At 38.2% G+C, this 13,352-nt stretch carries 11 protein-coding genes; 5 read left to right on the forward strand and 6 right to left on the reverse strand.

Annotated features, from left to right (window positions below; translation table 11 throughout):
- Window positions 1–7 precede the first annotated feature (7 nt).
- Entirely contained in the window at window positions 8–379 is a 372-nt protein-coding gene (locus L0668_RS10595) for a hypothetical protein (protein ID WP_235312431.1), read from the reverse strand.
- Window positions 380–705: 326 nt separating this feature from the next.
- On the opposite strand from L0668_RS10595, the gene L0668_RS10600 reads away from it, so the two are divergent.
- Together L0668_RS10600 and L0668_RS10605 are read left to right on the forward strand one after the other, a co-directional pair.
- The gene (locus tag L0668_RS10600) at window positions 706–873 is read left to right on the forward strand and encodes a hypothetical protein (RefSeq protein ID WP_235312804.1); all 168 of its coding nucleotides are present in this window, start codon (window positions 706–708) and stop codon (window positions 871–873) included.
- A 346-nt stretch (window positions 874–1,219) separates the two neighbouring features.
- Window positions 1,220–2,689, forward strand: a complete 1,470-nt coding sequence (locus L0668_RS10605; RefSeq protein ID WP_235312433.1) for a hypothetical protein — start codon at window positions 1,220–1,222, stop codon at window positions 2,687–2,689.
- A gap of 32 nt (window positions 2,690–2,721) precedes the next feature.
- On the opposite strand, the gene L0668_RS10610 is transcribed toward L0668_RS10605, so the two are convergent.
- Window positions 2,722–3,258 carry a 5' nucleotidase, NT5C type gene (locus tag L0668_RS10610; protein ID WP_235312435.1) on the reverse strand — a complete coding sequence of 179 codons (537 nt, stop codon included), beginning with the start codon at window positions 3,256–3,258 and terminating at the stop codon, window positions 2,722–2,724.
- Window positions 3,259–3,384: 126 nt separating this feature from the next.
- Between L0668_RS10610 and L0668_RS10615 the strand changes: the two genes are divergently transcribed.
- Complete coding sequence (locus L0668_RS10615) at window positions 3,385–3,876, forward strand: hypothetical protein (protein ID WP_235312437.1); 492 nt, start codon at window positions 3,385–3,387, stop codon at window positions 3,874–3,876.
- 19 nt (window positions 3,877–3,895) lie between these two features.
- Here L0668_RS10615 and L0668_RS10620 read toward each other — a convergent pair whose 3' ends face one another.
- Complete coding sequence (locus tag L0668_RS10620; protein WP_235312439.1) at window positions 3,896–6,256, reverse strand: beta-galactosidase; 2,361 nt, start codon at window positions 6,254–6,256, stop codon at window positions 3,896–3,898.
- Window positions 6,257–6,718: 462 nt separating this feature from the next.
- On the opposite strand from L0668_RS10620, the gene L0668_RS10625 reads away from it, so the two are divergent.
- On the forward strand, window positions 6,719–8,713 hold the full coding sequence (locus L0668_RS10625) for a DNA topoisomerase III (protein WP_235312441.1): 1,995 nt from the start codon (window positions 6,719–6,721) through the stop codon (window positions 8,711–8,713).
- Window positions 8,714–8,837: 124 nt separating this feature from the next.
- Here the strand turns inward: L0668_RS10625 and L0668_RS10630 are convergent, their stop codons facing one another.
- The 3 genes from L0668_RS10630 to L0668_RS10640 all read right to left on the reverse strand — a co-directional run bounded on the left by L0668_RS10630 (window position 8,838) and on the right by L0668_RS10640 (window position 11,782).
- Window positions 8,838–9,275 (reverse strand): hypothetical protein, encoded by a 438-nt coding sequence (locus L0668_RS10630; protein WP_235312443.1) that lies wholly within the window; start codon window positions 9,273–9,275, stop codon window positions 8,838–8,840.
- Window positions 9,276–9,285: 10 nt separating this feature from the next.
- The gene (locus L0668_RS10635) at window positions 9,286–10,485 is read right to left on the reverse strand and encodes an acetyltransferase domain-containing protein (RefSeq protein WP_235312445.1); all 1,200 of its coding nucleotides are present in this window, start codon (window positions 10,483–10,485) and stop codon (window positions 9,286–9,288) included.
- Between the two features lie 97 nt (window positions 10,486–10,582).
- Window positions 10,583–11,782 (reverse strand): FAD-dependent monooxygenase, encoded by a 1,200-nt coding sequence (locus L0668_RS10640; RefSeq protein WP_235312446.1) that lies wholly within the window; start codon window positions 11,780–11,782, stop codon window positions 10,583–10,585.
- 160 nt (window positions 11,783–11,942) lie between these two features.
- Here L0668_RS10640 and L0668_RS10645 point away from each other — a divergent pair, with 160 nt between their 5' ends.
- The gene (locus L0668_RS10645) at window positions 11,943–13,331 is read left to right on the forward strand and encodes a sensor domain-containing diguanylate cyclase (RefSeq protein ID WP_235312448.1); all 1,389 of its coding nucleotides are present in this window, start codon (window positions 11,943–11,945) and stop codon (window positions 13,329–13,331) included.
- Window positions 13,332–13,352: the final 21 nt, after the last annotated feature.

Consider the following 13,352-nt stretch of genomic DNA (forward strand, 5'->3'; position numbering starts at 1 on the left):
TACCCCATCAAAATCGTGTTTTTAAAAATTTAGTCATATATGGCTTGATTAGAACATCTAGTTCGGCGGCTTGTTCTTTTGACGCCTTACTAGGGTTTATTGGCTCAATTTCCCCTGCTACCACAGCAAGTTCAATCAATACTTGTCTGGCAATGTCTTGACGATCTAACCCTCTGGAATAAATCGTTAGCTGATTTGTGCTATCAGAATAAATTACAGGCTGATCAACTTTAGTTTTACTAAAAACTTTAGCACTGAGTACTACAGCCTTAATGGGCTGAGTCCAACCTTTAGGAACATACTTAAATAATAAGGTAATTTCTTTTTTAGTTAAGGCATGAAAAAGTTCATTACTGAACTTGCCAATCACAAATTTCATTTAGCTAACCTCAGTTGCGGGTAAGAAATCTCGATTGAGTTTATTTTTATATTATAATTCATAGTGTTAGATCGTATTTAAGTTTATCTATATTGTTTGAAACGCAAGGAAGAGCAGAAATTTGTGCTTCTATAAAGGCATCATTTCGTCTTGTGGGTTAGTATAAGTTAATTCCTGTGAAAAAATTTACAATATCCCGTAAAGAAACAGCACAGTAACCAACACATATATCAGATGTATATACATTTGATATCTTGCAGATATATGTTAACCTGTATTTACTGTGAATACAGTGATGGGTTACATGTCATTTTTTGGAGATGATTGTGGAAAATAAAAAATCAAAGAAAAAGAATAGCCAACTCATTATTCGTATTAACGATCTAGAAAGAGTTGAGTTTGTAGAGCTTTGTGAAGAGCTTGATACAAGTGCAGCTCGAGAAGTACGTCGCTTTATTCGCAGTTTTATAGCTGAACATAAGCAAGCTAATTAGCTGATATGTAGCGGCTTTTTTTAAAATAATATTGGAGATATTTTCATGGCTAAAGCTAAAAAAACACTTAAACAAAAAATCAAATCAAGCAAAGCTAAAATTGCTAAGCAAAAAAACAAACTAGCTAAACTTAAGAAGCAACTTAAAAAAGCTAAGTAAGTTTTTACGCTAGTGAGACCACTCCATGGTCTCACTAGCGTGTTTTTGTAATCCATTCCACTGTGCTTTTACCAACTGTATTCAGTTAATAAATATTCGCCATTTACCTACAATTATTTACCCAAAACTCATATTTGTTATCCTCAAATTAAAATTTAGGATATATTAAATACCTTAGCATTAGTGAATGGGTACTGAGCAATACATGCATGGAACTATAGGTGAGTCCAATTCAACCAAGCAAATTAGTAGTTTGGTAAAATATATTTATAGTCAAACTCCCGTCAAAGATTCCTTGTTTGAACATGCCGCCATTTATTTTGCCAGTGCTGAGCAAAATAAAATCAAAAAAGCCACATTAACGACTCAACTACAAGCTACAGAACAAGGTGTTAACCAGGCGTCTGTAAAAGACAAAGCTAAGTTAGAAACTGCACTCATACGTGCACAAAGCAATCTTAAAGCTGAAGATATGAGGCAAAAAAAATTAAGATTGGCACGACGAGACAAGGTAGTTGAAGTTTGCACAAGGTTAGTTCAAACCGCCGAAGGTGAAGATTGGCAAGAGGCGCAAACTAATAGCGGCAAATTTTTAGCCACTTTATTTTTATTATCTCCTCGTGGTGGCAAAAAGTTAGCAGACTTACACCAGAGATTAAAACCCGCTTACAAAGCTGTACTAGCATTACGTTTGTTAGATAAATTAATTTTAGACGCCAAAATCACCTACCCTTTTATTGTTAAACATCATGATGCTGAAAATAGGTATAGTGAAAAAAGCGCTGAGCTTAGCTATTTTCAACAAGAAGTTTGCCTACCTATAGTGATCACCGCCATTTTCCAAGATATTGGCTTGCAACACCCTGATGCTCAGCAGTTATTAAAAGGAGAAGACGGTAAACAAGACGAGTTTAGGCTGCTAGAAAAAGACACGCGGATCAAACTTTTAAAGCTGAATCATAAACATACCTTAGATTATCTAGAAAACGGCTTAGGTGCAGGTCAGTATGCAGGTAACTCTAAAGCGGATAGAGCTGAGTTTAATAAAAATGAACAAGCCAAATTAAAGTTTATCCGTACTTTAGTGATTGATGCATTAAAACCTAAATTAGATGTGGGGAATATTATTAAGATCCCACAAATTTATAGCTCGATTATATTTTCAACTAAAACTAACGCTGCATACAGTGACATGCCTAAAGCTGGCAAGGTAATCGAAAAAGCTGCTGAAAACGGCGCAGTAAATAAGGTTATGGCCGACCATTTCATACAAATAGTCGGGCACTTTCCCCAAGGTTATGGCATCACTTACATACCGCAAGACGAAAATAAATATTGGTTAGACAGGTACGAATACGCCATTGTCATTCATCTAAACCCACACCACCCTGATGAACCAATTTGTCGCGGTGCTACACGCAAATTAACCTTTCACTCTGCAGGGCAAAGTTTCACCGTTAACAAAGAAAGTAATTTGCATTTTAATATCGCCCGCAAAAAGCTATCAACAGTTGCCCCTGAACGTCTTAAAGAAATACTTGAAAAATTATGCTCTAACTTTGAGGAAAGAAAAAACCTCGCGCTGATACCTCATCATTGGATTGCTTACGATTATTTTACCTTTGTAAAATTTCAAAACCTGTGGAAAAAAACCTAATCTAGGCTCTACTAAAACACCCGTTTGTAAAATTAGTCAGTTAAAAACTTAGACTTCACATCAAGCCAATTATTTACTCTTTGATAACCTGTTTCATAATGATTATGTGTTGAGTCAAATAGATAACCTTGCCCGGAAAACACATCAATATGGCAACTACTATCATCAATTAAATAATCGCAATTTAGCACTCCTTTATACCCGCAGAAAATAAAATTGAGCTCATTGATAAAAGGAAAGTGCTTTTTCAGCCAAGCGTATTTTGCATTAAATGAACTAGGATATTCCATCGCAGCACTGGCAAAATAGATTCTGTACTCTTGACTTAACTCTTTAATAACTTGGACTGCATTGTCAAAAACCGGTAGGTCTTTAAAAAAGTCTGGATGATGAGGGAATTGGCGCACAGTGGCTAAATGCTCTTTAGGTACTATGTCATAAATTTTTTTGCCTAACATGTCTTTTCTATCAAGTGTTATACCAAACTCTTGTTGGTATCGTTCAATATGTCGTGACAAGGTATCCGCAACTGTATCGTCCATATCTATTGCTATACTTTTTCTAATCATATTCTCCAGTCCTTTAATCAAGTTAGGTTGCACATAATACCAAATTTGGCCTAGTATTTTCACCTCAAGTAACATTTAATCTAAGCTAAAATGGTTAATAAATAACGGGTTAAGGACTTTGTCATTTTGAACAAAAAAATTTTAATTATTAGTATTTCGGTCCTCCTTACTGGCGCTTTGTTTACTATAAACATCCCATTTTCTAACTCATTACAACCCAATGCTGCAAGTACCAATCAACGACCACATATTGATATTTCCCAGTTAGAAGATGGAGACATAGTAAATTATTACCGTCCAGCCCAACATTTAGTCATTCAAAAATTTGCAGATATAAATCCTCCCTTTCTAGCTATAACTTTACCTATGCGCAATAAACAGTACTTATTACCTGAATTTAATTGGTCTAGGGCAGTATTGCCCTGCCAATCATTTGTACAAGAGTATGGTTACCAGTGTTTAGACAAAATAGCAGACGAATATGTTTGGTATCACTATATGAAATGGAATAAAGCAGGCAAGTATATCGGGGAACAAAAATGGGGAAACCATATTCCAGATATTCCCCATGCTAAATATAAATTACAAGGTAATCATATTGCGCTGTTAGTTAGATGACAGCGCTTGTTTACCTAGATTACTTCTGCAAAAATCCATAACGTCTTGGGTATAGCTCTTTATGCACTTCTTTAGCTGCTTCAACCATGTGCTCATAAGGCACATCTGTGACTCGAACCATACCGGTATTATAATTTTCGCCGTCATAAGCACGACCAGGAATGGGACCATCAGAGAACTGGAACATATGTGCACCCACAAAGTACGGATTATCAATCACTGACTCTAAGTACTTTTTAAGCTTATAACCACGATCTTTTTGGTCGGCCGCTATCACAATCCCCGGATGCACATGGCCGGCATCATCAGAACCAAAACTAAACTCCCCTACTAAACTTGGTTTGTCTAGTTCTTCTAAGAAATCCCATTTTCCAGGAATGATGCCTTCTTGATAAACGTTATAAGTAATGATGTCGCTGTTTTCAGCTGCAGCACGTAAAATTTCAGGCGGCATACCCCACAAAGGTAAGCGCGAGCCTAAATACAAGTGATTTGGCATTTTCGACTTCATGGCTTTATTCACAGTAGAAAAATACTTAACACCATATTGGTAAAGTAAATCAGAATAATCAGCTTCTTGTGTATCGGTATTAAAACTTGCATCAAACCCTTTAGCAAAGGCATCCCAAGACTCGATATTTTTGTCCCAAGCCTTATTTAACGCGGCAATAGTTTTATATTTATTTTTAATGATTTTAGTAAAGGCTGCCTTACCTGGAACCGTTGCGGCGTCTCGGCCTAATGTATTAATCACAATACCATAACGTGTGTTGCGGTTAGTACTGCGGCCAAAACTTTGTTCGTTATCCATAAACACCCCCATACACCAAGGGGTATTATTAATTTGCGCAGATACATGCTCTGCAGCTATTACTGCACGTTCATAAAATCTAGGATCGAATGCATCAGGTACACCGTGCCAAAAATCAAAGCCACTACTTAAGGTACCAAACTCACCAATAATATCGGCAAAGGCCACAAATGGGATTTGATTGTTACCGTAATATGCTTCTTGAGACCAGTTACCTAATGACGTAAAGCCCCAGTCCTTCATACGTCTAACATTCACACTACGCCACGTATCTAAATATGACTCTTTGTAGGTTTCGCCGTAACGACGTTCAAGGTTTGCACTATAAAAACTAAAGGTTTCACCTTCTTTTAACGGACCACTTTGGGTTTCACGACGATAACCAAAGTGATTACCTAACTCACCGTCATATTCTGGTAACCACTCAAACACTTTAGCCCGGGTTTCGTTAGCTACATGACGACTTGGAATGGCTTCGTCATTCACTCGGTTAAGAGGTTGATCATCTTCTGCCACTGTCATGTCTGCAGTACGTTTAGCAATGAATTTTTTATCAAACCCATACCCCGTCATGGTAGATGAGTTAGATAAACGCATAATGTCGATACCGGTAGAGAAGTACAAATAGCCTTCTGGATCAACCAATGCCCATTTACCTTCTACTTTTTCGGTTCGGAAAAAACCAGTGGCTTCTAGTTTTGGACCATCTTTCCAACCATGGAATTTTGAACGGTCGCCCATTGATTCTCCCTTAAGAGATGCCAATTCAGCTGCGGTCACTTGTTTTAATTCTTGGTCAGAATGAATTTTTCCAGGAAAATCGATTTTAGCATTTTGACCATATTGGTCGATTAAGCCATCTAAAAAGGTTTGGTCCATTGCAGGGTTTTTACGCAAGCGAATATTATCAATTGTGTATTCACGATGACTCAACAAACCCTTGCTGTAAAATGAAATGGCTGTAATTCCAGCTAGATTTAAGCGTTTTTTACCCCAAAACGAATACACTTGTTTATCATCTGACTGCCACGTAACTGGGTTTGAACGAAAACCAGATTCAAAGTTGAACTCAGTTTTAGTCGCCCATTCCGGATCTTTCTGATCATGTCCATCCATTTTTGCATAATGAGTTTGAGTTTTGCCAACAGGCACCACTAATCCACGAGTGTAAGCATTTCCGTCAATATCACTTATGGTTAAATCAATTTGTACAGACTCAGTACCTTCATTGGTTAAATCAAAAGCTAGGTTGAAGTCGCTGTGTTCACTCCAATCAAACGGAGTACTAGGACGAATAGCCATACCAGCTGCATCACTGGTTAGTTGCACCTTTAATGAATGTTTACCGCTTATGGCTTGGTTATTAGCGGTAATGCTTGCCGTACCATTATTAACGTTAACCTCTGCCGGTGTTTGACCACTTTCAAAGTCATATAAGATTACGTCTTCCGTTACCTTTGTAGTCTTTGTGCTGTCACTATTGGTAGCATTACAAGCGACTAAAATAGGTGCAGAAAGAGAAGCGACAAAAACCCCAGAAACGAGCTTTTTACTAAATTTTATATTCATAATAATCCTGTTTACACATAACTGCGCACATAGCTCACGCAAGAATAATTGACTCTTTAGAAGATAACACATGCCCACCAATGTAAATAGTATATTGTTAACAATATGTAGAATTAATTTGAATTAGTTTATAACAAGAGCTATTAATCTTTGCTGTATATTTTTCTTTTAACTTGTTGAAACAGCCAAAACAGACTACTGTATAAAAAAACATAACTCTTGATTAACCTCTGCTCTGGATAAGAAATGTCGAAACACGCTAAACTTTATCTATATTTCAATAAGTTACAATCCAGTAAATGTGGATGCTAATTCTCATCAGGGCAAGTGATACTATTTTTGTTCATATCAAGGCATTCATTATGTTGTCTAGCCGCTCTAAACCCATGATGAATGCCTTGATAGGGGCAAAAATAGGGTTGCTTGCAGGCGTTATCTTTTCCAGAACTGAGGTTAAATGTTATGCGCCTGTTTATTGCCGAAAAACCCAGCTTAGGTCGAGCTATTGCCGACGTTTTACCCAAACCTCATAAAAAAGGTGATGGCTACATTAATGCCGCCAATGGTGACACAGTAACTTGGTGCGTAGGGCATTTACTCGAACAAGAACAACCAGAGGCTTACGATCCCGCTTTTAAAAAGTGGAGCCATGAACACTTACCTATCATTCCCCAACAATGGCAGCTCGCAGTCAAAAAGAAAACAGCCAAACAATTAGCTGTAATACGCAAGCTAGTCAAACAAGCCGATAACTTAATCCATGCAGGTGATCCTGACCGAGAAGGGCAGTTATTAGTTGACGAAGTGATTAATTTTTTAGGCGTAACCGGCAGCAAAAAAAATAGTATTCAACGGCTCCTGATCAATGATTTAAACCCTTCTGCAGTGAAACAATCCCTGAATAAATTACGCAGTAATCGAGAGTTTATTCCCTTATCTACCTCGGCTCTGGCTCGCTCACGGGCTGACTGGTTATATGGTATCAACCTAACTCGCGCTTATACTTTGCAAGGACAAAAGGTGGGGTATAAAGGCGTATTGTCGGTAGGCCGAGTACAAACCCCTTTATTAGGTTTAGTAGTTAGGCGCGACATCGCCATTGAAGCATTTGTCAGTAAACCTTTTTATGAAGTGTGGTCCTGGCTCGAAACCCAAAAAAGCCAAACCGAGAAAGGCGAAACCTTTAAAGCCAAATGGCAACCCAGCGAACAATGCTCAAAGTATCTTGATGAACAAGGTCGAAATTTGTCTCAGGCATTAGCCCAAAACGTAGCAGGGCGCATTAGTGAGCAGCCCGCAAGCGTAAAAAATCTCAAACGTGAACATAAAAAACAAGCCGCGCCCCTGCCATATAATTTATCGGCCTTACAAATAGATGCCAGCAAAGCCTTTGGTTTAAGTGCTAAACAAGTGTTGGATATTTGCCAGGGTTTGTATGAACGTCACAAGTTAATTACCTACCCTAGATCTGATTGCCGGTATTTACCCTTGAGTCACTTTAATCAGGCTGCAAAAGTACAGTCTGCTATTTTGGCCAATAGCCAAGATTTGGGTCAACAAGGTAAACTGCTTAGTCAAACTGAATATGATTTAACTCTTAAGTCTAAAGCCTGGAACGATAAAAAAGTAGATGCTCACCACGCCATCATACCTACTCAAAAAGTCAGCAATAATTTGTCTGGTAATGACGCCAAAGTGTATGGCCTGATAAGTCGAAATTATCTAGCCCAGTTTTTAAGCACTCATGAATTTTATGCAGTACGGGTTGAAGTAGAAATTGGCACTGGGTTATTTGTAGCCGTCGCCAAAGAGCTAATTAATCAAGGCTGGAAAAGTATTTTCATCCAAGGCCGTAACAAAAACAACGCACAAGACAACCCAAACAAAGATGATGACCCACAGCAGTTATTACCTAGCTTACAGCAAGGACAAGCACTCAAATCACTACAGGCTGAAGTATTAGAAAAACACACCTCGCCACCCAAACACTACACAGACGCAAGCTTACTCGCTGCCATGACAGGCATTAGTGCCCATGTGACTGATCCGCAATTACGTAACATACTGCGAGATACTGACGGCTTAGGCACCGAGGCGACCCGAGCGGGGATCATAGAACTATTATTTTCTCGCGGATTTTTATCTCGCAACGGTAAGACCATTACCGCTACACTTACCGGTCGCAGCTTAATCGAATCTCTCCCCGAAATTGCCACCTACCCGGATATGACAGCCCGCTGGGAATCTGAATTATCAGCCATTAGCGAAGGCAAGAGCCAGTACAAAACGTTAATGATGCCGCTCGAGCAACAATTAACGGACTTAGTGATACAAAGCCGAGAAGTCACTCCTCAAGGTTTGGCTGGTTTAGGAAAAAGTAGTTTTAGTAAAAAACGTCGGCCAGCGAGCAAACGTAAATATGCGACTAAAAAGCCCAAAACAGTGGACAGGTGCTAGATGCTAGATGCTAGTAAAAGGTTAAAAGCCTTTAACCACAGAGATCAGAGAGCGCTTCGCTGCAAAGAGAAAAAAATGGATGGTAAAGATACAAGATAATAACCATTGTTTTCTATGTATTTCCTCAGTGTTGTCTGTGCCCTGTGTGGTTCAAAATATTTTCGCGTTTGTTGTTGAGCTTTCTAACATGATAAGTCAGTGCCATGTAAATAAACTGTTTGATGGCATTTTCTTGCTTAGAGTTTCTAGCATCAAAAATCACACCACGGTTTTTGTCGTAAGTGAGGTCAGGGTAAGCCAGTTTAAACTCTTCAATTAAACTCGTCTGGCAATGTACAAACAAACCATAGTGATGTTCGTCTACTTGGCTTATACGCAATGTAGTGCCCGATTTAGGTGAAGAAGTTAAGTAACTCGGTTCGTTCCATTTTAAACATTCTTGCACTTTCCCAATGTCATCGTTTGCATGAGCTATTTCAAAAATCCAAGTTCGAATCATAACCAGCTGTTTTGTCACCTCAGTCGAAAAGTTAGCAAATGCGGCTCTTATATCTGGCGTCATAATTTTTATTTTACAGATAACTTAACCACCAATCTTTACGCGTTTTTTTTACATTAGCAAACCACAAACACACAGGATATAACGCAATCAACACACCTAACCAAATGGCGTATATCACTGGTAAACCAAAACCCCAACTGGCAGGGAATAAAGTAAAGTCATTCATAAAATTAGCTATTTCAAACCCTTGAACACTGGCCACAAGAATACACAAAGCGTGTATTAGGTATATGTGCACTATGTAAAACAAAAATGGAACTCGGCCAAAAGTCATCAATATTTTTGCAAATTTTCCATTCCAAGACTCTGCATATTTTAATAAAACAAATGCGAAACCTAAGGTGATACACAGATACATTAATGATGGTGGGTATTTACTCACATTCAAAAAATTCATAGCCGTTTGAGATAAATGTTCTGGCACAGCCGACCAAGGTTTAGGGTCGCCATAAAGATTAATCAACCTTAATACAAAAAATAAAACCAAAGCCCCTACTCCACTTAATAGCAATATTTTTTGACGAAGTGCTTGCTCTAAAGTAAATACACGAGCACAACCAAAACCAAAGGCCATAACACCTACCCAAGGCAGTAAGGGGTAATAAAATAAAAAGTGAAAAGAGTCTGTAATAATCGATGATTGTGCATGTAAGGTAATCCAAAATGGCCCATCATCCATACCGTAATTAACCGTTTCTGGCCAAAAATAATCTAAATAATTATGTCCAAATAGTATGCCTAACCCAAGGCCTAAAACAAGATTCACCGGTAGGAATTGTAAAATACCTAAGACTATCATTGAAGCCCCGATGGCCCATATCACCTGCATGATCACAAACACTTTACCACCTAAAGCTTCGACTCCAAATGGCGAGAATGTCCAACCAACAGACACTATCACCATTTCTACTAATACCAGCCATAATCCCCTCTTAATTAAAAAAGCGGCCAGTTGATGTTTAGATTTGCGACTGACCATCAAGCCCGCTGAGGTGCCAGCCAAAAATACAAACACTGGAGCACAAAAGTGGGTAATAAAACGAGTAAAGAAGATTTCTGGCTCTATGGCGCCAGTCGCCATAGGATCAGCCGCTGGACTAGCATAATAGAAATAGTCACGCACATGGTCAATCGCCATAAGAATAACAGCCAATCCTCTAATAATATCAATAGAGGCAAAACGATATGCTCTTGAATCTGACTGGGACATAGTTAATTCCTGTTAAGAAAGCTGATTGATTTTTGAACAACAAAATTAGTTGTAACAACTTTAAATAATCTTAACAACGTATATTTTTGAACCTGTCCTAACTTACAACCTTATAGCCATAAATTGATTCAAGCTTTTGCGCGGCCAACTTATTACTTAAACCCAGTGTAGACAGGCCTTTTAGTACCGATAACTTGGCTCGCTCGACTGGCGTTGACATATGGTACAAAGCTGAATTGTGGCTAGCACCTTGTTGAATATCTGTGGCTCGTTGCATTCGTTGGTTTTGATACCTCAGCAAAGCTTGCTGGGTGTTTGAGCTCTTAGTTAAACTTTGGCTTAAACAAGCTGCCAACACATAACTGTCTTCAATGGCCATAGCTGCACCTTGGGCCAAAAATGGCAGCATAGGGTGACAAGCATCGCCTAACAAAGCGACATTTTTATCAACCCACTTAACTAATGGTTTACGACCATATAAAGCCCATACAAAACAAGAATCTGTGGCCTCTAATAACTCAGTGACTTCTGGATGCCAGCCTTTGAATGTCTCGCGTAACTGGGACACATCTCCTTTTTCATTCCATGATTCATTATGCCAATCGCTTCGCTCTTCAACCGCCACAAAATTAACTAAATCTCCGCCACGCAAATAGTAACTGACAAAATGTTTACCCGGCCCCACCCATAAATTGGCATTAGGTTTAACTAAACCTTTAGGTAATTGATTAGTTGGTATTGTGCCTCGCCATGCAACTTGCCCAGTAAAGTCAGGATTTTGAGGGCCTAACATACAAGCTTGTACGTTAGAGCGAATACCATCTGCGCCAATTAAAATATCGGCTAGTTGGGTACTACCATTTTCGAACTCGATGGACACTTTATTGTCAACTTGCTGATAAGCTTTAACCCCCTGCCCAAGGTGAATATTTACCCCGTTATTAATACACGCTTGATATAATACTTGCTGTAAATCAGCTCGGTGAATATGTAGATAATCAGCACCGTATTTCTCAATACACACTTTTTTTAAAGGTACTGAAAAATACTCGTCACCTGTTTGATAATGGCGCATCACAGCTGAGTCTGGTTGAAAGGCCACTTTCTTAATATTTTCTGCTACATCAAGATCAGTTAACACATGCATAGCATTGGGGCTAAGCTGCAAACCTGCGCCTACTTCAGCTATTTCGGTGCTACGCTCAAATATATCAACCTGAAAACCACGTTTGACCAAGGCCAAGGCAGCACATAAACCACCTATACCTGCTCCTGAGATAGCTATACACTTATCCATAAAATAAATACTACACGCCTAAATTCAATTTTATTAATACTAACATCTAGTCCACAAAAGCAATCAAAACATTAAATCAATAAATTAAAAACTCTGTATTCACTGTTTAATGAATATGATCTACCCTTTCATTTAAGCCAACAAAAAAAGTGATGACATAATGGGTAATTTTGAAGATTTAACTTTAAAAAATTTACTTGAGAATGCCAACATTGGCGTTGTAATACATAAGTGGGATACGAGTGTCATTTATGCAAACCCTACTGCATTAAATTTATTAAGGCTTACCCATGAACAAATAATTGGCAGAGACGCTTTTGACCCGCAGTGGCGCTTTATCGATGAGGCTAAACGTGCTTTAGCTAGCGAACAGTTTCCGGTTTTCCAAGTAAAACGTTTTAAAGAACCATTACAAAATGTAGTAATTGGCGTGATAGACAGCAAACAAACTAAACCTTCTTGGTTTTTGCTTAATGCTTATCCTGAAATAGCTGAAGACGAAAAAAACAGCTTTATTGTGGTAACTTTCAATGACATCACAGACAAAAAGTCTTCTTTTTCTTTTCAATCAATAGTAGATAACGCTCTAGATGTAATTATCGTCACTGAAGCCGATGACATATCCAGTCCAATGGGGCCTAGGATTATCTATGTCAATGACGCCTTCGAAAAATTAACCGGCTATAGTCGCTCAGAAGCGATTGGCGAAACACCAAGAATTTTACAAGGTAAGGAAACAGATAAAAATGAACTTAAGCGGATCAGAGCCGCGCTAGAAAATAAACAAAGTATCTGCACTAAAATTCGCAACTACACCAAAACGGGTCACCCCTATTGGCTTAGTTTAAATATATTTCCCCTTACAAACAAATATGGTGAAGTCACCCATTTTGCCGCTATTGAAAGAGATGTTACCAACGAAATTTATGCATCAGAGCAGCTTGAGTCAAATAATAACAATCTAAAAGAGTTAAAAAACAATCTGCAAGAATTAGTAAGAATTAAAACACAAGAATTGCATGATGCGAATAAAGCATTGTACCACCATGCTTATCACGATGATCTTACTAATATTCCGAATAGGAGACTCTTTTTGGAACAAGTTGAAAAACAAATTAGCCGCGCTAAACGAGTACCACAAATAGTCTTAATTGGATTATTAGATATTGATAATTTTAAAATAGTTAATGATACCTATGGACATAAATTGGGTGATGAAGTGCTTAAAAAAGTAGCTGAATGTTTTTCATTATTTTTTAGACAAGAAGACAGCTTTGGACGCTACGGGGGTGAAGAATTTGCTTTTTGTATTTTATTAGAAAATGACAAGCATGCTTTTAACATTTGCGAACGTTTAAGAAAAAACATTGCCGATTTAAAGTTTGAAGTCAGTACCAATAAAACTATCAAAATAACTGTCAGTATTGGTGCAAGCGTATCTCAAGCAAGCCCAGATACGGAGTTTAATAAAGAAATAGAAAAAGCTGACCAGGCACTGTATAAAGCTAAGGAGAATGGCCGTAACAGAGCCGAGATTATGATTGAGTAGCCATCAACTCAGCTTAAATAA

It is taken from the genome of Paraglaciecola algarum (assembly GCF_021532655.1).
In the GTDB taxonomy this organism is placed as follows: Bacteria; Pseudomonadota; Gammaproteobacteria; order Enterobacterales; family Alteromonadaceae; genus Paraglaciecola; species Paraglaciecola algarum.